23 protein-coding genes are annotated in these 25274 nt (G+C 66.4%); 11 read left to right on the forward strand and 12 right to left on the reverse strand.

Going from position 1 to position 25274, the window contains the following annotated elements; translation table 11 throughout:
* The first annotated feature begins 56 nt into the window (after window positions 1–56).
* From F3K02_RS26435 to F3K02_RS26460, 6 genes are all read left to right on the forward strand, one after another.
* Window positions 57–2027 carry a DNA topoisomerase IV subunit B gene (locus tag F3K02_RS26435; RefSeq protein ID WP_177139571.1) on the forward strand — a complete coding sequence of 657 codons (1971 nt, stop codon included), beginning with the start codon at window positions 57–59 and terminating at the stop codon, window positions 2025–2027.
* Window positions 2024–2779, forward strand: coding sequence for a transglycosylase SLT domain-containing protein (locus tag F3K02_RS26440; protein ID WP_177139573.1), 756 nt, complete (start codon window positions 2024–2026; stop codon window positions 2777–2779). Before F3K02_RS26435 ends, F3K02_RS26440 begins: the two co-directional genes overlap by 4 nt.
* A gap of 18 nt (window positions 2780–2797) precedes the next feature.
* Window positions 2798–5143, forward strand: coding sequence for a DNA topoisomerase IV subunit A (parC, locus tag F3K02_RS26445; RefSeq protein WP_177139575.1), 2346 nt, complete (start codon window positions 2798–2800; stop codon window positions 5141–5143).
* Window positions 5143–5322, forward strand: coding sequence for a hypothetical protein (locus tag F3K02_RS26450; protein WP_177139577.1), 180 nt, complete (start codon window positions 5143–5145; stop codon window positions 5320–5322). Before parC ends, F3K02_RS26450 begins: the two co-directional genes overlap by 1 nt.
* A gap of 26 nt (window positions 5323–5348) precedes the next feature.
* Window positions 5349–6641: an amino acid deaminase gene (locus F3K02_RS26455; RefSeq protein ID WP_177139580.1), complete on the forward strand. Its 1293-nt coding sequence runs from the start codon at window positions 5349–5351 to the stop codon at window positions 6639–6641.
* A 182-nt stretch (window positions 6642–6823) separates the two neighbouring features.
* Window positions 6824–7366 carry a phasin family protein gene (locus F3K02_RS26460; protein WP_177139582.1) on the forward strand — a complete coding sequence of 181 codons (543 nt, stop codon included), beginning with the start codon at window positions 6824–6826 and terminating at the stop codon, window positions 7364–7366.
* Between the two features lie 97 nt (window positions 7367–7463).
* Here the strand turns inward: F3K02_RS26460 and F3K02_RS26465 are convergent, their stop codons facing one another.
* From F3K02_RS26465 to F3K02_RS26515, 11 genes are all read right to left on the reverse strand, one after another.
* A complete protein-coding gene (locus F3K02_RS26465) occupies window positions 7464–7934 on the reverse strand; it encodes a RidA family protein (RefSeq protein WP_177139585.1) in 471 nt (156 codons plus the stop codon).
* 65 nt (window positions 7935–7999) lie between these two features.
* Window positions 8000–9685: a Na(+)/H(+) antiporter subunit D gene (locus tag F3K02_RS26470; protein WP_177139587.1), complete on the reverse strand. Its 1686-nt coding sequence runs from the start codon at window positions 9683–9685 to the stop codon at window positions 8000–8002.
* Entirely contained in the window at window positions 9678–9947 is a 270-nt protein-coding gene (locus F3K02_RS26475; protein ID WP_177139589.1) for a hypothetical protein, read from the reverse strand. Before F3K02_RS26475 ends, F3K02_RS26470 begins: the two co-directional genes overlap by 8 nt.
* Before the next feature lie 5 nt (window positions 9948–9952).
* Window positions 9953–11425 (reverse strand): monovalent cation/H+ antiporter subunit D family protein, encoded by a 1473-nt coding sequence (locus F3K02_RS26480; protein ID WP_177139590.1) that lies wholly within the window; start codon window positions 11423–11425, stop codon window positions 9953–9955.
* The gene (locus F3K02_RS26485; protein ID WP_210822180.1) at window positions 11425–12909 is read right to left on the reverse strand and encodes a monovalent cation/H+ antiporter subunit D family protein; all 1485 of its coding nucleotides are present in this window, start codon (window positions 12907–12909) and stop codon (window positions 11425–11427) included. The genes F3K02_RS26480 and F3K02_RS26485 overlap by 1 nt, the downstream gene beginning before the upstream one ends.
* A complete protein-coding gene (locus tag F3K02_RS26490; RefSeq protein ID WP_210822182.1) occupies window positions 12906–13289 on the reverse strand; it encodes a cation:proton antiporter subunit C in 384 nt (127 codons plus the stop codon). The genes F3K02_RS26485 and F3K02_RS26490 overlap by 4 nt, the downstream gene beginning before the upstream one ends.
* Before the next feature lie 7 nt (window positions 13290–13296).
* Window positions 13297–13725 carry a Na(+)/H(+) antiporter subunit B gene (locus F3K02_RS26495; RefSeq protein WP_177139593.1) on the reverse strand — a complete coding sequence of 143 codons (429 nt, stop codon included), beginning with the start codon at window positions 13723–13725 and terminating at the stop codon, window positions 13297–13299.
* Window positions 13722–14246: a DUF4040 domain-containing protein gene (locus F3K02_RS26500; protein ID WP_210822186.1), complete on the reverse strand. Its 525-nt coding sequence runs from the start codon at window positions 14244–14246 to the stop codon at window positions 13722–13724. Before F3K02_RS26500 ends, F3K02_RS26495 begins: the two co-directional genes overlap by 4 nt.
* An 8-nt stretch (window positions 14247–14254) precedes the next feature.
* Window positions 14255–14584, reverse strand: coding sequence for a monovalent cation/H(+) antiporter subunit G (gene mnhG / locus F3K02_RS26505; RefSeq protein ID WP_177139901.1), 330 nt, complete (start codon window positions 14582–14584; stop codon window positions 14255–14257).
* On the reverse strand, window positions 14581–14865 hold the full coding sequence (locus F3K02_RS26510) for an MrpF/PhaF family protein (RefSeq protein WP_177139595.1): 285 nt from the start codon (window positions 14863–14865) through the stop codon (window positions 14581–14583). Before F3K02_RS26510 ends, mnhG begins: the two co-directional genes overlap by 4 nt.
* Complete coding sequence (locus tag F3K02_RS26515) at window positions 14865–15341, reverse strand: Na+/H+ antiporter subunit E (RefSeq protein WP_177139597.1); 477 nt, start codon at window positions 15339–15341, stop codon at window positions 14865–14867. The genes F3K02_RS26510 and F3K02_RS26515 overlap by 1 nt, the downstream gene beginning before the upstream one ends.
* Window positions 15342–15602: 261 nt before the next feature.
* Between F3K02_RS26515 and F3K02_RS26520 the strand changes: the two genes are divergently transcribed.
* Window positions 15603–17123 carry a DNA recombination protein RmuC gene (locus F3K02_RS26520; RefSeq protein ID WP_177139599.1) on the forward strand — a complete coding sequence of 507 codons (1521 nt, stop codon included), beginning with the start codon at window positions 15603–15605 and terminating at the stop codon, window positions 17121–17123.
* 8 nt (window positions 17124–17131) lie between these two features.
* Window positions 17132–18292, forward strand: coding sequence for an MFS transporter (locus F3K02_RS26525; protein ID WP_177139903.1), 1161 nt, complete (start codon window positions 17132–17134; stop codon window positions 18290–18292).
* Window positions 18293–18305: 13 nt separating this feature from the next.
* Here F3K02_RS26525 and F3K02_RS26530 read toward each other — a convergent pair whose 3' ends face one another.
* Window positions 18306–19019, reverse strand: a complete 714-nt coding sequence (locus F3K02_RS26530; RefSeq protein ID WP_177139601.1) for a TetR family transcriptional regulator — start codon at window positions 19017–19019, stop codon at window positions 18306–18308.
* 179 nt (window positions 19020–19198) lie between these two features.
* On the opposite strand from F3K02_RS26530, the gene F3K02_RS26535 reads away from it, so the two are divergent.
* From F3K02_RS26535 to F3K02_RS26545, 3 genes are all read left to right on the forward strand, one after another.
* The gene (locus F3K02_RS26535) at window positions 19199–20485 is read left to right on the forward strand and encodes an efflux RND transporter periplasmic adaptor subunit (protein ID WP_177139603.1); all 1287 of its coding nucleotides are present in this window, start codon (window positions 19199–19201) and stop codon (window positions 20483–20485) included.
* Between the two features lie 12 nt (window positions 20486–20497).
* Window positions 20498–23644 (forward strand): efflux RND transporter permease subunit, encoded by a 3147-nt coding sequence (locus F3K02_RS26540; protein WP_177139605.1) that lies wholly within the window; start codon window positions 20498–20500, stop codon window positions 23642–23644.
* Between the two features lie 144 nt (window positions 23645–23788).
* The gene (locus F3K02_RS26545; protein WP_281362909.1) at window positions 23789–25177 is read left to right on the forward strand and encodes an efflux transporter outer membrane subunit; all 1389 of its coding nucleotides are present in this window, start codon (window positions 23789–23791) and stop codon (window positions 25175–25177) included.
* The last annotated feature ends 97 nt before the right edge of the window (window positions 25178–25274 follow it).

A 25274-nucleotide genomic window follows, 5' to 3' on the forward strand; every position in this document is an offset into this window, starting at 1 on the left:
GTTTCCTATGTATTTGCATCCAGTGGTTTGGCGCGGGATGCTTACAATCCGCACCCATGGCGACCCAATCTCCCAACGAATACTCCGAAGGCTCCATCCGCGTCCTCAAGGGACTGGAGCCGGTCAAACAGCGCCCGGGCATGTACACCCGGACCGACAACCCGTTGCACATCATCCAGGAAGTGCTGGACAACGCGGCCGACGAAGCCCTCGCTGGCTTTGGCAAAAAAATCAAGGTCACCCTGCACCCCGACAGCTCGGTGAGCATCGAAGACGATGGCCGCGGCATCCCGTTTGGCCTGCACCCGGAAGAAAAGGCCCCGGTGGTCGAGCTCGTCTTCACCCGCCTGCACGCGGGCGGCAAGTTCGACAAGGGCAAGGGCGGCGCCTACAGCTTCTCGGGTGGTCTGCACGGCGTGGGCGTGAGCGTGACCAATGCGCTCTCCACCCGGCTGGAAGTCACCAGCTACCGCGAAGGCCAGGTGGCCAAACTGGCGTTCTCGGCCGGCGACGTGATCGAACAGCTGGTGATCACGCCCAAAGGTGAGGGCGACCGCAAGCAGGGCACCACGGTGCGCGCCTGGCCCGATGCGAAGTATTTCGAGTCCGCTGTCTTGCCCATGAACGAGCTGACGCACCTGCTGCGCAGCAAGGCGGTGCTGATGCCGGGCGTGACGGTGACTCTGGTCAACGAGAAGACCAGAGACACCCAGACCTGGCTTTTCAAGGGCGGTCTGCGCGACTACCTGCAGCAGACCCTCAACGGCGAACCGGTGATTCCGCTGTTCGAAGGCGAAGGTTTTGCCGACGCCAAAGACGACAACTTTGCCGAAGGCGAGGGCGCCGCTTGGTGCGTGGCCTTCACCGAAGACGGCCAGCCGGTGCGCGAAAGCTACGTCAACCTGATCCCCACCAGCGCCGGTGGCACGCACGAAAGCGGTCTGCGCGACGGCCTGTTCCAGGCGGTCAAGGGCTTCATCGAGTTGCATGCGCTCTTGCCCAAAGGCGTGAAGCTGTTGCCCGAAGACGTGTTCGCCCGCGCTTCGTATGTGCTGAGCGCCAAGGTGCTCGATCCGCAGTTCCAGGGCCAGATCAAGGAACGGCTGAACTCGCGCGACGCCGTACGGCTGGTCGGCAGCTTCGTGCGCCCGGCGCTCGAACTCTGGCTCAACCAGCATGTGGACTACGGCAAGAAGCTTGCCGAACTCGCCATCAAGGCCGCGCAGTTCCGCCAGAAGGCCGGCCAGAAGGTCGAGAAGCGCAAGGGTTCGGGCGTGGCCGTGTTGCCCGGCAAGCTGACCGACTGCGAGAGCAAGGACCTGGCGCACAACGAGGTGTTCCTGGTCGAGGGCGACTCGGCTGGCGGCAGCGCCAAGATGGGCCGCGACAAGGAAAGCCAGGCCATCCTGCCGCTGCGCGGCAAGGTGCTCAACACCTGGGAAGTCGAGCGCGACCGCCTGTTCGCCAACAACGAGATCCACGATATTTCCGTCGCCATCGGCATCGATCCGCACGGCCCGCTGGACACGCCCGACATGAGTGGCCTGCGATATGGAAAGGTCTGCATCCTGAGTGACGCCGACGTCGACGGCTCGCACATCCAGGTGCTGCTGCTCACGCTGTTCTTCCGCCATTTCCCCAAGCTCATCGAGGCTGGTCATGTGTATGTAGCGCGCCCGCCGCTGTTCCGGGTGGACGTGCCCGCGCGCGGCAAGAAGCCCGCCGTCAAGCAGTACGCACTCGACGAGGGCGAGCTGCACGCCATCCTCGACAAGGCCGAGAAGGATGGCGTGGTGCGCGACAAGTGCCAGATCAGCCGTTTCAAGGGCCTGGGCGAGATGAACGCCGAGCAGCTCTGGGACACCACGCTCAACCCCGACACGCGCCGCCTCATGCAGGTCAACCTCGGCTCGCTGGACTTCGCCGGCACCGAAGCGCTCATCACCAAGCTCATGGGCAAGGGCGAGGCCGCTTCGCGCCGTGAGCTGATGGAGCTGCACGGCGACTCCGTCGAGGTGGACGTGTGAAGCACACGGCGCGCCGCTGGCTGCAGGGCACCGCCGTCGCGCTGGTGCTCTCGCTGTCCGCGCCCGCCTGGGCCGAGATCTGGGGTTTTGTAGACAAGCGCGGCGTGTCGCACTTTGCCGACCACCAGGTCGATCGCCGCTACGAACTGTTTTACCGCGGTGGCCAGCGCGCGGCCAGGAAGCCGCCAGGCATGGCGCCGGGTGCGGCCTACGCACCGCAGCTGCAGGCCCGGTTCGCGGTGTCCACCTCGTACAAAGCCGTGCGCCACCTGATCCGCGAAGCCGCCACCGCTTACGGACTCGAATACGAGTTGCTCAAGGCCGTGATCGCCACCGAGTCGGGCTTCAATGCCCACGCGGTCAGCCCCAAGGGCGCGGTCGGTCTGATGCAGCTCATGCCCGACACCGCCAGGCGCTTCGGCGTCAAGGCAGATACCCATCAAACCCTGCAGGAGCGGCTCACCGATCCGCGCACCAACATCCTCGCCGGCGCCAGCTACCTGGCGTGGCTGCTCAAGTACTTCGATGGCGAAACCGAACTCGCGCTCGCCGCCTACAACGCGGGCGAGGGCGCGGTGATGCGCGCCGGCCGGCGCATCCCCAACTACCGCGAAACCCGCGACTACGTGCGCAAGGTGACGCAACTGCACCAGAACCTCCTGCCGCCGCGCACCTTGTCGCGCCAGCGAACGACCACCTCTTCTACCGGCAACATGCCGGGGCAGGGCGCTTTGCCCACAGCCAAACTCTGAATCTGAACCCGCCTCTTCATGGACATCCTCACTCCCGAACTCCCGCTGGGCCTGCCCGGCGAGCCTGAAGCCGACAACCTCGCCACCTACGCGCAACGCGCCTACCTCGAATACGCGCTCTCCGTCGTCAAGGGCCGGGCCCTGCCCGATGTGTGCGACGGCCAGAAGCCGGTGCAGCGCCGCATCCTCTACGCCATGGACCGCATGGGCCTGGGCTACAGCGGCAACACGGCGGCCAAGCCGGTCAAGAGTGCGCGCGTGGTCGGCGACGTGCTCGGCAAGTACCACCCGCACGGCGACAGTGCCGCATACGACGCGCTGGTGCGCATGGCGCAGGACTTCTCGCAGCGCTACCCGCTGATCGACGGCCAGGGCAACTTCGGCAGCCGCGACGGCGACGGTGCCGCCGCCATGCGCTACACCGAAGCCCGCCTGGCCAAGATCACCGGCCTGCTGCTCGACGAAATCGACCAGGGCACGGTGGACTTCATCCCCACCTACGACGGTTCGTTCGAAGAACCCAAGCAGCTGCCCGCGCGCCTGCCGTTCAACCTGCTCAACGGCGCCTCGGGCATTGCCGTGGGCCTGGCCACCGAGATCCCGAGCCACAACCTGCGCGAAGTGGCCGACGCCTGCGTGGCGCTGATCAAAACGCCCAAACTGTCCGACGAAGAACTCTTCGCCATCCTCCCCGGCCCGGACTACCCCGGCGGTGGCCAGATCATCAGCCCGGCCGGCGACATCGCCGACGCCTACCGCACCGGCCGCGGCAGCCTGAAAGTGCGCGCGCGCTGGAAGATCGAAGACCTCGCGCGCGGCCAGTGGCAGCTGGTGGTGAACGAGCTGCCGCCCGGTGTGAGCACCCAGCGCGTGCTGGAAGAGATCGAAGAGATCACCAACCCCAAGGTCAAGGCCGGCAAGAAGGCGCTGAGCCAGGAGCAGACGCAGCTCAAAGCCAGCATGCTGATGGTGCTGGACGTGGTGCGCGACGAATCGAGCAAGGATGCACCCGTGCGCCTGGTGTTCGAGCCCAAGAGCAGCCGCATCGAGCAGCAAGAACTCATCACTGCGCTGCTGGCCCACACCAGCCTGGAAAGTTCGTCGCCAATCAACCTGACCATGATCGGCCTGGACGGGCGGCCGACGCAGAAGAGCCTGCGGCTCATGTTGAGCGAGTGGATTGAGTTCCGCCAGACCACCATCGTGCGCCGCACGCAGCACCGCCTGAACAAGGTGCTCGACCGCATCCACATCCTCGAAGGTCGGCAGCTCGTGCTGCTGAACATCGACGAGGTGATCCGCATCATCCGCCACAGCGACGAGCCCAAGGCCGCACTCATTGAAGCCTTCAGGCTCAGCGATCGCCAGGCCGAAGACATTCTTGAAATCCGCCTGCGCCAGCTGGCGCGCCTCGAAGGCATCAAGATCGAACAGGAGCTGAAGGACCTGCGCGAGGAGCAGGGCAAGCTGGAAGACGTCCTGGGCAACCCGGCCAGCCTGAAGCGCCTGATGGTCAAGGAGATCGAGGCCGACGCCAAGACCTTTGCGGACGCACGCCGCACGCTGATCCAGACCGAGAAAAAGGCCGTGGCCGAAATCAAGGTGGTGGACGAGCCGGTCACGGTCGTCATCTCCAGCAAGGGCTGGGTGCGCGCACGCACCGGCCACGGCCACGAGGCCGGCAGCTTTGCGTTCAAGGCGGGCGATGGCCTGTACGGCACCTTCGAGTGCCGCACGGTGGACCTGCTCATCGTCTTCGGCAGCAACGGGCGCGTGTACTCGGTGCCTGTGGCCAGCCTGCCCGGCGCGCGTGGCGATGGTCAGCCCATCACCACGCTCATCGAGCTTGAATCGGGCACACAACCGCTGCACTACTTTGCAGGCCCCGCCAACGCCACGCTGCTGCTCAGCGGCACCGGTGGCTACGGCTTCCTGGCGACGGTGGAAAACCTGGTGTCGCGCCAGCGAGCCGGCAAAGCCTTCATCAGCGTGGGGGAGGGGGAGACCATCTGCGCGCCTTCGCACGTGGCCAGCACCTCGGGCAGCCAGCCACTGCTGCCGGCCACCCACGTGGCCTGCGCGTCCACCGGCGGCCGCATCCTCACCTTTGAAATCACCGAACTCAAGGCGATGGAGAAGGGCGGGCGCGGCCTGATGCTGATCGACCTCGAGGCCAAGGACACGCTCGCCGGCGCAGCGGCCTACACCCGCAGCGTCAAGATCGAAGGCATCGGCCGTGGCGCCAAGGATCGCGACGAAACGCTGGAGATCCGCAGCCTGAACAACGCCCGTGCTGCCCGCGCCCGCAAGGGCAAGGCAGCCGACCTGGGCTTCAAGCCCAGCCGCGTCACACGGGTGGAGTGATGGAGCTCAGCGTCTCCGGGGTGGTGGTGGCCGTGGTCGGCTTCGCCATCGCTTTCGGCATCTCCCGGGCCATGGCGGCGGTGCTGAGAAAGCGCCGCCAGGCCCGCGGTGAGGCCGCGGCACAGGCCTCGCAAAGCCGTCAGGTGCGGCGGGCGCAGGCACGCAAGAACCAGCGCTGACTTGTCCCCGCCGAACGGCCGCTCAGATGAAAGCTTCCACCATGCACAGCCAGCGCCCCTTCGGTCCCCACCTCAAAGGTTTCCCCACCGGCCAGGAGCCGATCCCGCGCGAACAGATCGCCCAACAGGACTGGCGGCTTCTGCGCGGTGACCTGGCCCTGCCGCTGGCGGTGATCAAACAGAGCGCCTTGCGGCACAACCTGCACTGGATGCGCGACTTCTGCGCGCAGCGCGGCCTGTCCATCGCGCCGCACGGCAAGACCAGCATGTCGCCCGAGCTCTGGCAGATGCAGCTGGACGCGGGCGCCTGGGGCATCAGCTTCGCCACCGTGTTCCAGGCGGCGGTGGGTGCGCGGCACGGTGTGCCGGTGCTGCTGATCGCGAACCAGGTGATCCAGCGCGCGGAGCTGGACGCGCTGGCGCTGCTGTACGCCGAGCAGCCTGCGCTGCGTTCGATGTTCCTCGTGGACGCCACCGGGCAGGTGGACGCCATCGAAGCATGGGCCACGGCGCGTGGTTTCCAGGGCCGGTTCGAGGTGCTGCTGGAGCTGGGCATCGCTGGCCAGCGCAGCGGCTGCCGCACGGCTGACGAAGCCCGGCAGATCGCGCAGCGCATCGCTGCCAGCCCGGTGCTCCGGCTCGCCGGCATCGAGTGCTACGAAGGCACCACCGCGACCTGCGACCACACCCGGGACCGCACCACTGTGCACGACTTGATGGACCGGGTGGACGCCGTCGCCCGCGAAGCCATCGCGCAGGGCTGGTTCGCCCATGAAGAAATCATCCTCAGCGCCGGTGGCTCCGCCATCTTCGATCTGGTGGCCGAGCGGCTCACACCCGACCTGGGCCGGCCGGTGCGTGGCGTGCTGCGTTCGGGCTGCTACCTCACACACGACCACCAGCGCTACACCCGTTACCTCTGCTGCGTGGCCGAGCGCCTGAACCTGCGGGAGACCCTGAAGCCCGCGCTGGAGGTGCTGGCCTGCGTGCAGAGCCGCCCCGAGCCCGGCCTGGCCCTGCTCAGCATGGGTCGGCGCGACGTGTCCCACGACCTTGATCTGCCCTTGCCGATCTGGCGTTCGGACGGGCAAGGTGGCGCGCCTCGCAGCGTGCCCGCCCACTGGCGCATCGACGCCCTGAATGACCAGCACGCCTACCTGCGCTACGACGCCTCGGCCCCAGAGGAAGAATGGCCCGTGCTCGGCGAGACCGTGGCCTCCGGCATTTCGCACCCTTGCACCACGTTTGACAAATGGCGCTGGATGCCGGTGGTGGACGACGCCTACCGCGTGGTGGACGCGGTCACGACCTGGTTCTGAACACGGGTGTTGGGCACCCCTGGTTTGGGGTACACCTCTAATTTTGCTGCGCTGCAGCAAAATTGCTTGCCATATTCGGGATTACCCGTAGAATCGCGTTCATGCTGCACTGCAACATAACTCGGTGATCCGGGGCATGTCCAAGAGCGGCTCCTTCAACCCTCCACTTCAAGGAACCCGAAATGAACAACCCCGCTGAACAGATCATCGCCGCCAACAAAGCCAACATGGACGCCTTCGAAGGCGCCGCCAAGAAGGCTTACGCCGGCGTGGAAAAGCTGGTCGAACTCAACATGGCTGCTTCCAAAGCCGCCTTGGGCGAGTCCTTCAACCACGCCAAGGCCGTCATGTCCGTCAAGACGCCCCAGGAATTCATGAGCCTGCAAGCCGCCTTCTTCCAGCCCCTGGCTGAAAAGTCGACCGCCTACTTCCAGCACGTGCAAAGCATTGCAACCGAAGGCAGCGAAGATTTCGCCAAGCAGTTCGAAGCCAAGGTGGCCGAAGCCCAAAAAGCGCTGGGCGCCTCCGTGGACCAGCTGGTCAAGAACGCACCGGCCGGTTCCGAAGCCGCCGTGGCTGCTTTCCAGAGCGCCTTGAGCCAGAGCCAGAAAGCTGTTGAGTCGGCCCAGGCCACGATCAAGAAAGCTTCTGCAACCGCCCAGGCCAACTTTGCCGTTGCTTCCAAGCAGGCCACCGACCTGGCCAAGAAGGCCTCCAAGGTCTGATTGACCCCGGCGTGAGCGGCCTTCGGGCCGTTGCTCCAAAAAAGAGGCTCCCGAAGGAGCCTCTTTTTTTTGTCCATCGGAGTGACGGCTCTGAGGTCTACCCCAGTTCGGCAATCAGTTCGATTTCCACACAGGCACCCATCGGAATCTGCGCCACGCCAAACGCACTGCGGGCGTGGGCGCCGGCTTGCGGGCCGAAGACTTCGCCCAGCAGTTCGCTGCAGCCGTTGGTGACCAGGTGCTGCTCGGTGAAGGTGCCGGTGCTGTTGACCAGGCTCATCACTTTGACGATGCGCTTCACGTCGTCCAGCGTCTTGCCGACGGCCAGGCAGGCGGCGGCGAGTGTGCCCATGAGGTCGATGGCGATGGCGCGGGCGGCGAGCTTGCCTTCTTCGGTGGTGGTGGTCAGGCCGAGCTGGCCGACCCAGGGTTTGCCGTCTTTCTTGGCGATGTGACCGCTCAGGAAGATGAGATTGCCGGTCTGCACGAAGGGCACATAGGCGGCGGCCGGGATGGCCACGGGCGGCAGTTCGATGCCGAGTTGGGAAAGTTTGTCGTAAACGCTCATGGGGATGCTCCTGAAAGGGGTCAGGGCATTCTATCGGCGCCGTGCCACGTGGCAGGCGCTGAGCCTCAGATGTAGTAAAGCAGCAGGTAGCCGATCAGCAGCACCAATACCCACAAGGCCATGCTGCGGGTGGACCACGTGCGGGCGAGGCGACCGTCTTGCCCGTAGTGGCGCAGCACCAGGGCGCCGGCGGCTTTGCCGGTGCTGTCGAGTTCGCGGCCCAGCAGGCGCCGGATGGCGGTGTACGGCTTCTGCACCAGCGCGTACAGCGCCGGGCCGACGCGGCGCCAGAGCCAGTCGGTGTCGAGCGTGATGGTGAGCGTGCGTTTCAGGAACGGCAGCATCACGAAGAAGGCCAGACCCGAGAACAGCAGCAGCTGCAGTTGCGCGAGCACGTGCGCCCAGGTGTAGGGTTCATAGGTGGTGGGGTAGGGCAGCAGGGCGTAGAGTGGCTCGGCCCAGACGCCGATGGCGATGCACAGGAAGGCGAAGAAGACCATGGCCCAGCGCATGGTGGCCGGCGGCTCGGCCGGGCGCAGGCCCGAGTCTTTCTGGAAGAAGACGAACCAGGGGAATTTGATGCCTGCGTGCAGGAACACGCCGGCCGAGGCGGCGGTGAGCGCCAGCCACACGTATAGCAGGTGGCCGTCGGCTGCCGATTGCGACACCATGGACTTGGAGACGAAGCCCGAGGTGAGCGGGAACGAAGAGATGGCCAGCGCGCCGATGGTGCCGCAGACGGTGGTGAGCGGCATGGTGTGGAACAGGCCGCCGAGCTCGGAGCACTTGCGCCGCCCGGTCATCAGCAGCACCGACCCGGCCGACATCAGCAGCAGGGCCTTGTAGATGATGTGGGTGAAGGCGTGGGCGGCTGCGCCGTTGAGCGCCATCTCTGTGCCGATGCCGATGCCCGCGATCATGAAACCGACCTGGTTCACGATGGAATAGGCCAGGATGCGGCGCATGTCGTTTTCGAGCAGCGCGTAGACGATGCCGTAGAACACCATGAACAGGCCGACCCAGATCAGCAACTCGGTGCCGGCGAAGCCGCGGATCAGCACGTACACCGCCGTCTTGGTGGTGAAGGCCGAGAGGAACACGGTGCCGCTCCAGGAGGCCTCGGGGTAGGCGTCGGGCAGCCAGGCCGAGAGCGGCGGCGCGCCGGCGTTGATCAGGAAGCCGATCAGGATCAGCCAGTGCGCGATCGAGTCCGCTTCCATGTGCGTGAAGGCGACGCTGCCGGTCTGCACCACGTGGCCGGTGACGCCAGCGAACAGGATCACGCCGCCCAGCAGGTGGACCATGGCGTAGCGGCGCGCGGCGCGGTACGAAGCCTCGCTGCCCTGGCTCCACAGCACCAGCGTGGAGCCCACGGCCATCAGTTCCCAGAACGCGAACACGGTGATGAGGTCACCGGCCAGGGCCACGCCGATGGCCGAACCGGCGTAGACGAAGGCGGCAGGCACTTCGAGCCGGCTTTTCTGACCCAGCGCGAACAGGCCGCCACCCACGGCCATGATCGCGAAGATGGTGGCGAACAGGCGCGAGAGCTTGTCGCCTTGCAGCGGGGTGATGGTGTGGTCGAGAAAACGCAGTTGCCAGACCGCGCCATCGGGCACCTGCCAGACCAGGCCCAGCACCACCAGCGGCAGCGCCACGATGGCGACCGAGCGCGCTGTGCCGCGCAGGAACGGCAGGAGCAGGGCGCCAACGATCAGCACCAGCCCGGGGTGCAGGACGAGGTCATTCATCGTTTTTGTCGTCGTAATAGGTGTCGGGCCGCTTGAGCACCAGGGCCAGGCCCTTGGCAACGACGATCATGGCCAGACAGGCCAGGAAGCCAAACCAGGCGTTGAAACCGAACAGCGCGTCCACCTCGAAGTGGGGGTGCAGGTGCACCAGCAGTTCGGCCAGCACGGTGAGCGCGAGCACCACGAGGAAGCCGCGGTAGAGGCGCTTGACGTTGGCCGGGTGGTCAAGCCAGTGTGGTTTGGGGTCGGCAGGCTGTTGCATGTGGGTCATCCTCCCAGGCCGAGCATTTGTTTGGCCAGCGCCAGCGGTACGTCGGGCACGAAGAACAGCAGCACCGTGCCGGCGGCGGTCGCGGTCAGCGCGATCACCATGGGCAACGGGGCCTCCCCGTGCGGGTGGTCGTGTTCGTCGTGCGCTGGAGCGACGAAGAAGGCGCGGTAGATGATGGGCAGGAAGTAGCCCGCGTTGAGCAGCGTGCTCAAGGCGATCACGCCCACCGCGAGCCACTGCTCGGACGCCATGGCGCCCGAGAGCATGTACCACTTGGAGACGAAACCGGCCGCCGGGGGCAGGCCGATCATGGACAGCGCGCCGATGGCGAAGGCGCCCATGGTCCAGGGCATGCGCCGGCCGATGCCGTCGAGCTGGCTCACTTCGGTCTTGTGGGCAGCGGTGTAGATGGCGCCAGCGGCGAAGAACAGCGTGATCTTGCCCAGCGCATGGGCCGCGATGTGCAGCGTGGCGCCCACCACCGACAAGGGCGCCAGCAACGCCGCAGCCATGACCACGTACGACAGCTGGCTGATGGTGGAATAGGCGAGTCGGCGCTTCAGGTTGTCGGCGCCGAGCGCCACGACCGAAGCCGAGACGATGGTGAAACCGGCCAGCAGGATCAGCCAGTCCGTGGTGCCGTTCACGCCCAGGGTGTCGAGCCCGAAGATGTAGACGATGACCTTGACCACGCTGAACACGCCGGCCTTGACCACTGCGACCGCGTGCAGCAGCGCCGACACCGGCGTGGGCGCCACCATGGCCGCAGGCAGCCATTTGTGGAAGGGCATGAGGGCGGCCTTGCCGATGCCGAACATGCACAGCGCGAGCAGGCCCATCAGACCGGCGGGACCGAGCCTGCCGGCCAGGATGCCACCGGCTGTGAAGTCGGTGGTGCCGGTCAGGTACCAGATGAAGACCAGGGCCGGGAGCAGGAACAGGACCGAGGTACCCATCAGCAGGCCGAGGTAGACGCGGCCGCCCTGGCGGGCTTTCTCGGTGCCGTGGTGCGTGACCAGCGGGTAGGTGATCAGCGTGAGCACTTCGTAGAACAGGAACAGCGTGAACAGGTTGCCCGAGAAGGCGATGCCCATGGTGGCCGTGAGCGCAAGCGCGAAGCAGACGAAGAAGCGCGTCTGGTGGGCTTCGTTGTTGCCGCGCATGTAACCGATGGAGTAGATCGAATTGACGATCCACAGGCCCGAGGCGACGAGCGCAAACAGCATGCCCAGCGGCTCGACCTCGAAAGCGATCTCCAGCCCGGGCAGCACGCTGAAGAGGGTGGCCGTGGGCCGCGCACCGGCGAGCACCGAGGGCAGGATGTTCAGCACGCAGGCCAGCAACGCCACTGCGGTGGTCAACGTGATGCCTTCGCGCAGGTTGGGCCAGCGGTGGGCCAGGGCGATGCCAATGGCGCCCAGGACGGGCACGAGCAGGGCGGCCAGGATGGCGTCGTCGGCGGTGAACATCAGAGCAGCCCTCCCATCAGGAAGGTGGCGGCCTTGCTCGCCGAGCCGACGGTGAACGCCGTGCTTAGACCGAAGTACACCGTGGCCGCCACGAGCAGGGCCGTGGGCACACCCATGGACCAGGGCACGGTGGCGCTCGCGTCCACGTCCTGGCGCGGTTCGCGGAAGTAGGCCACTTCAACGAAACGCCAGACGTAGGCGACCGCCAGCAGCGACGACAGCAGGATGAGGAACACCAGCCACCACTGGCCGTTTTCCAGTGCGGCCAGCAGCAGGTACCACTTGCTGATGAAGCCGGCCGTGCCGGGCACACCGATCAGCGAGAGGCCGCAGATCACCATGCCGAAGCTGGTGAGAGGCATGCGCTTGCCCAGACCCTGAACGCGCGAGAGGCTGGTGCCACCCATGACCAGCGCCACCAGCCCGAGCAACATGAAGATGGCGCCTTTGGTGATGCCGTGGTTGAACAGGTGCAGGATGGTGGCGGTCAGACCTGAGGCGGAGTCAAACGAGAGGCCAAGGATGATGTAGCCGATCTGGCCCACGCTGGAGTAGGCGAACAGGCGCTTGAGGTCGGACTGGAAGATGGCGATGGTGGACGCGGCGAACATGCCGGCCAGGGCCAGCAACAGCATGGCCTCTTTCATCGGCAGCAGGCCGAACACCTGCGACTGGCCGAACACCGAGAAATAGAAACGCAGCAACACATACACCGCGACCTTGGTGGCGGTGGCCGCCAGGAAGGCCGAGACCGCCGACGGCGCGTAGGTGTAGGCGTTGGGCAGCCACTGGTGCAGCGGGAACAGCGCCAGCTTGAGCGAGATACCGACCGTCAGGAAGGCCAGAGCGGCCAGCACCGGCCGCGTGCCTTGCACGGCGGCGAGTCGTTGTCCCATGTCCGCGATGTTCAGCGTGCCGGTCATCAGGTAGAGCAGACCGATACCGATCACGATGAAGGTGGCGCCGATGGTGCCCATGATCAGGTACTGGTAGGAGGCCACCAGCGCACGCCGGTCACGGCCCAGCGCAATCAGCACATAGGTGGCCAGCGACGAGATTTCCAGGAACACGAAGATGTTGAAGGCATCGCCGGTGATGGAAATGCCCAGCAGGCCGGTCAGGCACAGCACGAACATGGTGTAGAACAAATAGTGCTGCTGCTGTGGCACTTCGTCCTCAATGCTGCTGCGGCAATACGGCAGCACCACGGAGGCCATGCCCGAGACCAGCACCAGCATGAACGAGCTGAGTTGGTCCACCCGGTATTCGATGCCCCAGGGCGGCGGCCAGTTGCCGATGGCGTAGGAGATGGTGCCACTGGCGTCGACCTGCAGCCACAGCGTGATCGAGATGGCAAACGCCGTCCAGCTGGCCAGCAGGGCGACAGCGAAGGCCAGCGTGCGGTGACGCAGCAGCACCGTCAGCGGTGCGGCGAGCAGGGGAATGACCACCTGCAAGGCAGGCAGGTGCTGAGCCAGACTCATGCTTGTTCCTGGCGGCTCGGCACCGCGTCCATGTTCAGGATTTCATCTTCTTCGATGCTGTCGTAGGCTTCGCGGATGCGCACCGTCAACGCCAGGCCCAGCGCCAGAGTGGCCACGCCCACCACAATGGCGGTGAGGATCAGCACATGGGGCAACGGGCTGGAGTAGACGGTGAAGGCGTCGCTCAAAATCGGCGCGGTGCCACCGACCAGCTTGCCGGGTGCGATGTAGAGCAGGTAGACCGAGGTCTGGAAGATGCCCAGGCCGATGAGCTTCTTGATCAGGTTGCCACGGGCGATCACGATGAAGAGCCCGGCAACCATCAGGAAGATGGTGACGAAGTAGGTGAAGTGGCCGCCCAGGGTCATGGTGGTGTTCATGTGGCGTTCACTCGTCGTCGGCGTTGCCGCGGGCGGCAAACATGTAGAAGATCTTCAGCATCACGCCCGAGACGGTGGTGGCCACGCCGACTTCCACCCAGAAAATGCCGCGGTGTTGTCCGTGCACCGAATCGTGGTCCAGCACGAAGTAGTCGAGGAAGTTGCCACCCAGCAGCAGGCCGGCGACACCCACGCCGCCGTAGATCAGCACGCCGATGGCCATCATCGATTCGACCAGAGGCTCAGGCACCACTTTGCGTGCATCGGCCAGCCCGTAGATGAGCGCGTAGAAGATGACCGCCGCCGCCAGAATGACACCGGCCTGGAAGCCGCCGCCGGGGCCGAAGTCGCCGTGGAACTGCACGTAGAGCGCGAACAGCAGGATGAACGGGATCAGCAGCTTGGCGATGACCCGCAGGATCAGGTCGTGCCTCATGCCTTGTCGCCCTTGTTTTTGTTGCGGCGGCGACGCAGCAGCGCGATCACGCCCGCCCCGGCGGTGAACACCACGGTGGTTTCACCGAAGGTGTCATAGCCCCGGTAGCTCGCCAGCACCGCGGTGACCACGTTGGGTACGTCCACCTCCTGCTTGATCTCGTTCAGGTAGCGCGGCACCACGTGGGTGTGGATCGGGGCTTTGGGATCCGAAAACTCGGGCAGGCCCAGCGTGCCGTAGACCAGCACGGCGCCCACGGCGACGGAGACGATCAGGGGCAGCCACGGCTTGTTGACCGGGCGCGCCTCTTCGCTCTTGCAGAGATGCAGCGCTCCCAGGAACAGCACGGTGGAAATGCCCGCGCCAACGGACGCTTCGGTCATGGCAACGTCCACCGCGTCCATGGCCACCAGCACGGTGGCCATCAGGAAGCTGTAGATGCCGCCGAGCACGATGACGCCAAACAGGTTGCGGCTGCGCGCGATCACCCAGACGGTCACCGCCATCAGCACCAGCAGCACATTGATGATCAGGGTTTCGATGATGCGTCCTCCGGGGGCGCCAGCTGGGGCTTGAGTCCACGGGTCATCGCCGCGCGAGCCAGGGCGTGGGTGGCGGTGGGGCTGGCGAAAAAGATCAGCAGGCCGACCATCAGCAGCTTGACAGTGACCAGGGTCCAGCCTGCCTGCAGGGCCAGACCGATCAGGATGAGACCGGCGCCGAGCGTGTCGATCACGCTGGCGGCGTGCATGCGGGTGTAGAAGTCGGGCATGCGAAGCAGGCCCAAAGCACCGACACAGCAGAAGAAACCACCCACCACCAGCAGCACCCAGCTGAGGATGTCGATCACCAGGCTCATGGCGTGGGTTCCTTGGCATCGCCCGGGTCGCCGAGATCGCCGCTGCGGAAGTACTTGAGCACGGCAATGGTGCCGATCACGTTGAGCAGGCCATACACGATGGCCAGGTCCAGAAACTCGGGTCGGCCGGTCAGGAAGCCGAGCACGGCCAGCAGCAGCATGGCCACCGTGCCGATGGAGTTGGCGGCCTGGACCCGGTCAAACACCGTGGGACCCAGGGCCGCCCGGATGAGCGCGAGGGTGAGCGTGACGAGGAGCGCGAGGGCTGCGGCAGCGAACATCAGCGGGAACCCTCGCAGGCCGAGACCCTGCGGTCCATGTCGCTGTCGATCGTGCCCTCGGCGCCGTTGCGTGTGAGGCCGTGCACCAGGAACTCGTTGGGCAGGGCCTCGATGGTGATGGTGCCCGGTGTGAGGGTGATGGAGTTGGCGTGCAGCACCAGGCCCACATCGGTTCTCTGGCTGGGTTTGAAGCGAACCATGGTCGGGCTGATCGGGAGCTTGGGGTTGAGGATGATCTTGCTCACGTCCCAGGCCGACTTCGTGATTTCCTTGAACAGCCAGATCCAGTAGACCAGGGCTCTGGCACCCAGCTGGATGGGATGGCCTTCATGGTCGACCACATCCATGCGTCGCGCGAACCACACCACCGCCAGCGCACTGCCGGCACCCGCCGCCAGCAGGAAGGGCGTGAAGAAGCCCGACAACAGCAGCCAGAAAGCGTAGAGGGTGAGGAACAGGCTGAATGAATGAAACACGGGGGGTCCAGCGGTGATCAGCGGAGCGGCATTATAGCCAGCGGTAACTTATGGAAAACGGACGTTTCCAAGGGTAAAACGCTCGCATCATGGTTCAATCGCCACGCACTGGCTATCCATGAAATCCCGATAGCATACGGGCACGCTGACCGATCCAGACACCGCTTGAAGAGACCCGCAGAATGACATTCCCGTACCGAAGGCACACCCGATCGATGTGTGCTGGCCCCGCCAGATCCTGTCGTTCAGTGGGGGCGACGCATGCGTGAGTCGTGGTTGGGCTGGCTCGTGCCCGCGTTGCTGTTGGTCAACCTGCTGCTGGTGCTGTGGCTTCTGCTTCGGCGCCGCCCCGTGGATGCCGGAGAACTGGCGCACCGCCAGGCGTTGCTGGCCACACTGCAAAGCCAGGGGCTGCAGACCACCCAGCGCATCGAGCGGGTGGAGAGCGAGCTGCGTCGGGAGATCGGCGAGAACGCGCGCGGCGGGCGGCAGGAAATCCAGCTGACCCTGGCGAGCTTCCAGGAAACCCTCACGCGCCAGGACGCCGAGGCGACCCGCACGCAGAACACGCAGCTCGACGCCTTTGCCCAGCAGTTGCTGCAGCTGCGCGGCACCTTGGGCGACACGCTGACCCTGCAGCTGCAGGCGATCAGCCTGGGCATGTCGCAGCAGGCGGCCGAAGCCACGCGCACGCAGAACGCGCAGATCGACGCCTTCGCGCAGCAGCTCGTGCAATTGCGCGGCACGCTGGGCGACACGCTGACGCGGCAATTGCAGGACATGAGCGAGGGCAACGCACGCCGGCTGGCTGAGATCCGCACCACGCTGGACGCCCAGCTCACCCAGCTGCAGCAGAACAACGCCGCCAAGCTGGACGAGATGCGCGCCACGGTGGACGAGAAGCTGCAGAGCACGCTGCAGGCCCGTCTGGGTGAGAGTTTCAAACAGGTGGCCGACCGGCTGGAACAGGTGCACAAGGGCCTGGGCGAGATGCAGACGCTGGCGCAGGGCGTGGGCGACCTGAAGCACCTGCTGACCAACGTGAAGACGCGTGGCATGTTTGGCGAGGCGCAGCTGGCCGCGCTGCTGGAGCAGGTGTTTGCGCCCGACCAGTACGCGACGCAGGTGGCCACGCGCCCGGGCAGCCGCAACGTGGTCGACTTCGCGATCAAGCTGCCGGGCCGGGGCGACGACGGCGCGCCGTGCTGGCTGCCGATCGACGCCAAGTTTCCGAACGAAGACTACGAGCGCCTGCTCGACGCGCAGCAGCGCGCCGATGTGGAAGGCGCCGAGCTGGCCGCGCGCGGACTGGAGCAGCGCATCAAGCTCGAAGCCAAAAGCATGGCCGACAAATACCTGGAGCCGCCGCACACCACCGACTTCGCGATCCTGTTCCTGCCCACCGAAGGCCTGTACGCCGAGGTGCTGCGCCGCCCCGGGCTGATGGAGGTGCTGCAGCGCGAGTACCGCGTCACGCTGGCCGGGCCGACCACGCTCATGGCCATGCTCAATTCGCTGCAGATGGGCTTTCGCACGCTGGCGCTGGAAAAACGCAGCAGCGAGGTCTGGCAGGTGCTGGGCGCGGTCAAGACCGAGTTCGGCAAGTTCGGCGACGTGCTGGCCAAGGTGAAGAGCCAGACCCAGACCGTGCTCAACACGCTGGACAGTGCCGAAACGCGCAGCCGAGCCATGGGCCGGGCGCTCAAGGCGGTCGAGGCCCTGCCGCAGGAACAGGCCAGCGCGTTGCTGCCGCTGGACCCCACCGATCCTGGAGACGCTTGAAACCCGCGTTGCGCAGTGGTCTCGCGCGGCTGATCGCGGCGCAGGTTTCGCTGCATGCCTGCATGACCGGCTTTCGCATGGCCGCGCCGCTCATGGCGCTGCGCGAAGGGCACAGCCCGGCTGCGGTGGGCATGCTGCTGGCCTTGTTCGCGCTGGCCCAGGTGTTTCTCGCCTTGCCCGCCGGGCGCTACGCCGACCGACGCGGTCTCAGGAAACCGGTGATGCTGGCGGTGGGGGTGGCCATGGCGGGCGCCGCACTCGCCGTGGCCTTCCCGGTGTTTGGCGTGTTGTGTGTCACGGCGCTGACTTGCGGCGCGGCCACGGGCCTGGCCATGATCGCGCTGCAGCGCCACGTGGGGCGCTTGGCCACGAACCCGACCGAACTCAAGCAGGTGTTCAGCTGGATGGCCATCGGACCGTCCATTTCCAACTTTCTTGGACCCTTTGCCGCGGGCCTGCTGATCGACGCCTGGGGCTTCCGGGCGGCCTTCCTGCTGCTGGCCTTGCTGCCGTCGCTGGCCTGGTTCTGGGTGCGGGGCACGGTGGAACACGAACCGGTGGCGCCGGCCCTGCGCAACACCAGCGGATCGTCGTGGAACCTGCTGCGCGAACGGGCGTTTCGTCGGTTGATGCTGATCAACTGGATGTTGTCCTCGTGCTGGGATGTGCACACCTTCCTGGTACCCGTAATGGGTCACGAACGGGGACTGAGCGCCACGGTGATCGGCGCCATCCTCGGGGTGTTTGCACTGGCCGCCACGGCCGTCCGGCTCGCCATGCCCTGGCTGGCCGCGCACCTGCGCGAGTCGGTGGTGATCGGCACGGCCATGGTGTCGACCGCCTTGCTGTTTGCCCTCTATCCGCTGGTTCAGGCGGCCTGGGCCATGGGCTTGCTGTCGATCCTTCTGGGCGTGGCGCTGGGTTCGGTGCAACCCATGATCATGAGCACGCTGCACCAGATCACCCCCCACCACCGCCATGGCGAGGCACTGGGCTTGCGCGCCATGGCGATCAACGGCTCCAGTGTGGTGATGCCGTTGCTGTTTGGGTCGGTGGGGGCGCTGGTCGGCATGGCCAGCGTGTTCTGGGCCGTCGGTGCGGTGGTGGGGCTGGGTTCCCGCCTGGCCTGGACGCAGGTCACGCCGGGCGAAGCGGTGAACAGGCCTTAGCGGGCCATGGTGTTCACGGGTGCTCTGCCGGCTCAGGCAGCGCGGCACCTGAAACGGCCGCTGCGCGCACCGGTGCCGGCCGACGTGGTGCCCGGGCGCCCGACTGACTGAAGCCCAGACCGCTCAGGTAGGTGTCGACCAACTGCCGGCCGCAACGCCGGAGGTCGAACGCCTGGGTGTCGAGCAACCAGTTCTGGATCAGGCCGTCAATCATCACGTGCAGCCCCAGCGCTGCGCACTGCACCGGGACGGCAAGCGTCATGCCCTGGTGGTCTGCCGCCGAGCGCAACACTTTGGCGGTCTGCTGCACGCACTCGTTGCGACCCTGAAGGTGGCGCGCGCGCACCGCGTGCATTTCGTCGTTGTATTCCACTTGCAGGGTCGCGATCTCGAACACGCGCCGCGTCTGCTCGTCGGTGGCGGCCTTGTGCAGCGCATGCGCAATGGCGTCGCGCAGCGGTTGCAGCGGGTTGTCGAGGGCGGAGGCCTTTTTCCCTATGCCTGCCAGGGTTTCTTCCAGTGGCAAAGTGACGCGTTCCATCATCGCGTTGAATAGATCGGCTTTGTCCTTGAAGTGCCAGTAGATGGCGCCTCGGGTTGTGCCGGCGGCCACGGCAATGTCGTTGAGCGAGGTGCGTGAAACGCCGCGCTCCTGAAACAGGTGCTCGGCTGCGTCAAGCAGGCTGTGGCGTGTGGCCTCGGCATCGGCTTTGGTGCGGCGAACCATGTCATGTCTCCTGTCGAATGTCCCCATGTGAAGATGGGGACTTGTGTCTGATCGACTATACATACATTCAAGGATGTATGTATACTTCGACCCTTCGTCTTCGTTGGTTATCCCCGCGATGGCCATGCCGGCCGCTTTTTTTCAAGCGGCTCCCCGATTTCATGTCTCCAAGGATTCCCATGCCTGCTCAGAGTCCCCAGCCTTCCGATTTGTTCAAACCCTCGCTGGCGACTCCCGGTCGGTCGGCGTCGTGGGTCCGCCGCCTGTCGGTGATCTCCGTGGCCGTGCTGCTGGTCGCCTGTGGCAAGGCCGAGGCGCCCGCCGCGGCGCCGCCGGGTGGCGGCATGCCGGCTCCCGAAGTTGGCGTGGTCACGGTGGCGCCGGGTGACGTGGGCTTGCAGACGGAGTTGCCGGGCCGGCTGGAGGCCTCGCGTGTGGCGCAGGTGCGGGCTCGGGCGGCGGGCATCCTGCAGCAGCGCCTGTTCAAGGAAGGCAGCGACGTGAAGGCTGGCCAGGCGCTGTTCCGCATTGATGCGGCGCCCTACCAGGCCACGTTGCAGAGCGCGCGGGCCGGTCTGGCGCGGGCCGAGGCCAACCTCGCCCAGGCGTCGGCCCTGGCCGCGCGCTACAAGCCGCTGGTGGCAGAAAACGCCATCAGCCAGCAGGAATTCGCGAACGCCGAAGCCGCCCAGAAAGCCGCCGAGGCCGATGTGGCCGTGGCCAGGGCTGCGGTGCAGACGGCTGGCATCAACCTGGGTTACGCCAATGTCACGGCGCCGATCGGTGGCCGCATCGGCCGCGCCCTGGTAACCGAGGGCGCCCTGGTGGGCCAGGGCGAAGCGACACCGCTGGCCTTGATCCAGCAGGTGGACCCGCTGTTTGTGAACTTCACCCAGTCCGCCGCCGAAGCCATGAAGCTGCAGCGCGCGCTGGCCAGTGGCCAGCTCAAGGGGGCCGGCGCTGGCGCGGCCAGCGTTCGTGTGGTGCTGGAAGACGGCAGCGAATACGCCAAGCCGGGACGCCTGCTGTTCTCGGACCTCACGGTCGATCCCACCACCGGGCAGGTGACGCTGCGTGCCGAGGTGCCCAACCCCGGTGGCACGTTGCTGCCTGGGCTGTATGTGCGTGTGCGCCTGGAGCAGGCCACGGCGCGCGACGCCATCTCGTTGCCGCAGCAGGCGGTCACGCGTTCCGCTCAGGGCGACTCGGTCCAAGTCGTGGCGGCCGACGGCAAGATCGAGAAGCGCACGGTGAAGATTGGCGGCCAGCAGAACGGGAAATGGGTGGTGCTGGACGGTCTGAAGGCCGGTGAGCAGGTGATGGTGGACGGCTTCCAGAAGCTGCAGATGATGCCGCCGGGCACACCGGTCAAGGCCGTGCCCTGGCAGGCGCCGGGCGCTGCTCCGGTCACGCCAGCCGCTGCCGCTGCTCCGGCCGAAGCCCCGGCTCCGGCTGCGTCGAAGTAAGGAGCGCCCGACATGGCGAAATTCTTCATCGACAGGCCCATCTTTGCGTGGGTGATCGCGCTCTTCATCATGGTGCTGGGCGCTGTGTCCATCACCCAGCTGCCGATCGCGCAGTACCCACCGGTGGCACCGCCGTCCATCGTCATCAACACCACCTACCCGGGTGCCTCGGCCAGGACGCTGGAAGACAGCGTCTTGTCGGTCATCGAGCAGGAAATGAACGGCTCGCCCGGCCTGATCTACATGGAAGCCGTGGCGCAGGCCAACGGCACCGGCAGCATCACGCTGAGTTTCGAGCCCGGCACCAACGCCGATCTGGCGCAGGTGGACGTGCAGAACAGGCTCTCGCGGGCCACGCCGCGCCTGCCCTCGGCGGTGACGCAGCAGGGCGTGAAGGTGGACAAGTCGCGCAACAACTTCCTGCTGTTCACGATCCTCTCCAGCAAAGACCCGGCCTGGGACCCGGTGGCCCTGGGTGACTACGCGTCGCGCAGCATCGTGCCCGAACTGCAGCGTCTGCCCGGCGTGGGTCAGGCCCAGCTGTTCGGCACCGAGCGCGCCATGCGCGTCTGGATCGATCCGGCCAAGTTGCTGGGGTTCAACCTGAGCGCGGCCGACGTGACCAACGCCATCCGCGCGCAGAACGCGCAGGTGTCGGCCGGTGAAATCGGCGCGCTGCCCAACGTCGCGGGCCAGAGCATCGCCGCCACCGTGGTGGTCAATGGCCAGCTTGGCAGCGTGGAACAGTTCGGCAACATCGTGCTGCGTGCCAGCAGCGACGGCGCCACCGTGCGCCTGAAAGACGTGGCCCGCATCGAGCTCGGTGCCCAGGCCTACGCCACCTCGGCGCGCCTGAACGGCACGCCATCTACGGGTATCGGTGTGCAGCTTTCGCCGAGCGGCAACGCGCTGGCCACGGCCGAAGCGGTGCGCGAGAAGATGGCGGAACTGGAGAAGTTTTTCCCCGCGGGCATGACCTGGGCCATCCCTTACGACAGCTCGCGCTTCGTGAAAATCTCCATCCAGCAGGTGGCCGTGACGTTGGCCGAAGCGGTGGCGCTGGTGTTCCTGGTGATGTTCCTGTTCCTGCAGAACTGGCGCTACACGCTGATTCCGACCCTGGTGGTGCCGGTGGCGCTGCTGGGCACGTTCGCCGGCCTGATGGCCCTGGGCTTCTCGATCAACGTGCTCACCATGTTCGGCATGGTGCTGGTGATCGGCATCGTGGTGGACGACGCCATCGTGGTGGTGGAGAACGTCGAACGCATCATGAGTGAAGAAGGCCTGCCGCCGTTGCAGGCGACGCGCAAGGCCATGGGCCAGATCTCGGGCGCCATCATCGGCGTGACCGTGGTGCTGATCTCGGTGTTCGTGCCGCTGGCGTTTTTCAGCGGTTCGGTGGGCAACATCTACCGCCAGTTCGCAGCGGTGATGGGCATGTCCATCGGCTTCTCGGCCTTCATGGCGCTCTCGCTCACGCCCGCACTCTGTGCCACGTTGCTCAAGCCGGTGGAGGCGGGGCATGCCCACGCCAAGACCGGCTTCTTCGGCTGGTTCAACCGCGGTTTTTCCCGCACCGCCAAAGGCTATGAAGGTGGCGTGGCGAAACTGCTGCCGCGCGCCGGCCGCACGCTGCTGATCTACGTCGCCATCGTGGCCGCCGCGGCCGTGGTCTACATGCGCCTGCCGACCTCGTTCCTGCCCAACGAAGACCAGGGTAACTTGCTGGTCAACGTGCAGCTGCCACCGGGTGCGACGCAGGAGCGCACGCTGGCCGTGATGAAGCAGGTCGAAGGCTTCATGCTTCAGCAGCCGGAGGTGCAGAGCATGGTCGGCGTGCTGGGCTTCAGCTTCTCGGGCCAGGGCCAGAACGCCGCGCTCGCGTTCGTCACGCTCAAGGACTGGTCCGAACGCTCGGGCGAAGGCAGCGCGGCCCAGGCCGTGGCCGGCCGGGCTTTCGGTGCGCTGTCGGGCATCCGCGATGCGTTCATCTTCCCGCTGAGCCCGCCGCCCATTCCCGAGCTCGGGGCTTCGTCGGGCTTCAGCTTCCGGCTGCAGGACCGTGCCGGCCGAGGCAGTGAAGCGCTGCTGTCGGCGCGCAACCAGATGCTGGGCATGGCCTCGCAGAGCAAGCTGCTGACGCAGGTGCGCCCGGACGGTCTGGAAGACGCGCCGCAGCTGCAGATCGACATCGACCGCGAGAAGGCCAACGCCCTGGGGGTCGGATTCGATGCGATCAGTGGCGCCATCGGCACCGCGCTGGGTTCCAGCTACGTCAACGACTTCCCGAACGCGGGTCGCCTGCAGCGGGTGGTGGTGCAGGCCGATGCCACGGCGCGCATGCAGCCCGAAGACCTGTTGCGCATCAACGTGCTCAACAGCAAGGCGCAGGCGGTTCCGCTGTCGGCCTTTGCCACCACGCGCTGGATCACCGGCCCGATGCAGACCGTGCGCTACAACGGCTACCCGTCGATGCGCATCAGCGGCAGCGCCGCGCCGGGCGTGAGCACCGGCCAGGCCATGGCCGAGATGGAAGCGCTGGCGGGCAAGCTGCCGCAGGGCTTCGGCTTTGAATGGACGGGTCAGTCGCGCGAAGAAAAGCTCGCCGGTTCGCAGGCCATGATCCTCTACGCCTTCGCCATCCTGGCGGTGTTCCTCGCGCTCGCCGCCTTGTACGAAAGCTGGTCGATCCCGCTGGCCGTGGTGCTGGTGGTGCCGCTGGGTGTGCTCGGTGTGCTGCTGTCGACGCTGCTGCGGGGCTATTCGAACGACGTCTACTTCCAGGTGGGCCTGATCACCATCATCGGTCTGTCGGCGAAGAACGCGATCCTGATCATCGAGTTCGCCAAGGACCTGCAGGCGCAGGGCAAGAGCGTGATCGAAGCGGCGCTGGCCGCGGCCCACATCCGGTTCCGCCCGATCATCATGACCTCGCTGGCGTTCACGCTGGGTGTGTTGCCGCTGGCGCTGGCCACCGGCGCGGGCTCGGCCAGCCAGCGCGCCATCGGCACCGGCGTCATCGGCGGCATGCTCACGGGCACTGTGCTGGCGGTGGTGTTCGTGCCGATCTTTTTTGTGGTGGTGCGCACCTTGTTCAAGGGCAGCGATCGACAGCACCGTCGGGAAGCCGAAGAAGCCGAACACCATGGAGTGCATTGAGATGGAACACCCCCGCCGCGCTGCGCGCGACCCCCTCAAGGGGGCGGCACTGGCCGTCCGGCAAAGCCGGCCCGGCGGTGCCCTGGATGGCGCTTCTTCTTTCGTTGCGTCGTGTCTTTCTCGATACGCGCTGGAGCCACTGACATGATTTCTACTCTCAATATGCGCCGCAGCGCACTGGCCCTGGCGGTCCTGACGCTGGCCGGCTGCTCCTTCATCCCCACCTACGAGCGTCCGGCCGCGCCGGTTGCCGCAGCATGGTCCGGCGTGACGCCGGTGGCCGCGGCGACGCCGGCCGCCGAGGTTGCGTGGGCGGACTTCGTGAGCGATGCGCGCCTGCGCGAACTCATCGGTCTGGCGATCAAGAACAACCGCGACCTGCGCGTCGCCACGCTGAACATCGAGCAGGTGCGTGCGCAGTACCAGATCCGCCGCGCCGACCAGTTCCCCACGCTGAACCTCGCCGCCACGGGCAGCCGTGAGAGCAATGCCGACGACAGCATCACCAGCCTGTACACGGCGGGGCTGGCGATGAGCGGCTGGGAGATCGACTTTTTCGGTCGGATCGCCAGCCTGAAGGAAGTGGCCCTGGCCCAGTACCTGGCCAGCGAAGAAGCGCGCCACGCGGCGCAGACCAGCCTGGTGGCCTCGGTCGCCAGCACCTGGCTGAGCCTGCAGGCCAGCGACGAACTGCTGGCGCTGACGCAGCGAACGCTCGCCACGCGCCGGGATTCGCTGCGCCTGACCAAGCTGCGCTTTGACAACGGCGCCACGTCAGCGCTGGACCTGCGCCAGGCCGAGTCGCTGACCGCGGCGGCCGAGTCCGCGCTGGCCCAGCAGCAGCGCCAGCGCGCGCTGGACCTCAACGCGCTTACGCTGCTGGTGGGTCAACCGCTGCCCGCCGCGCTGGCCGATCCGGCCAAGGACGCGGTGACCACGCAACCGCTGTTCCGCGACCTGCCCGCCGGCCTGCCGTCGGACCTGCTCACCCGCCGGGCGGACATCCGCCAGGCCGAGCAGACGCTGATCGCGGCGAACGCCAACATCGGTGCGGCGCGCGCGGCGTTTTTTCCGCGCATCTCGCTCACCGCCAGCGTGGGATCGGCCAGCAGCGAACTCTCGGGTCTGTTCAAGGGCGGTTCCTGGGGCTTCTCGCTGGCGCCGCAGGCCCTGCTGCCCATCTTTGATGCGGGCCGCAACCGGGCCGGCCTGGAGTCGGCCCGGGTGGGTCGGGAGATGGCGGTGGCGCAGTACGAAAAGGCCATCCAGACGGCTTTCCGCGAAGTGGCCGATGCGCTCGCCGGACGCGCCACGCTGGGCGAGCAACTGCGCGCCCAGCAGGCCCAGGCCACGGCCGAGGCCGAGCGTTTCCGCCTGGCGGAGCTGCGCTACCGCAACGGCGTGGCCAGCTTCCTCGACGTGCTGGATGCGCAGCGTTCGCTGTTCAGCACCCAGCAGGCCCTGACGCAGACGCGACTGGCCCAGCAGCAGAACCAGGTCGCCCTCTACAAGGCGCTCGGCGGCGGATACTGACCCCCCCTGTGCCGCTTCCCCCCGGTGGGGGGACCACACCTGTGGCCCGGCCAAGCCGGGTCGGTGTGTGCTGGATGGTTCTCCGCTGCTTCTGAGC

Source organism: Hydrogenophaga aromaticivorans (assembly GCF_013387465.1).
Taxonomy (GTDB): domain Bacteria; phylum Pseudomonadota; class Gammaproteobacteria; order Burkholderiales; family Burkholderiaceae_C; genus Hydrogenophaga; species Hydrogenophaga aromaticivorans.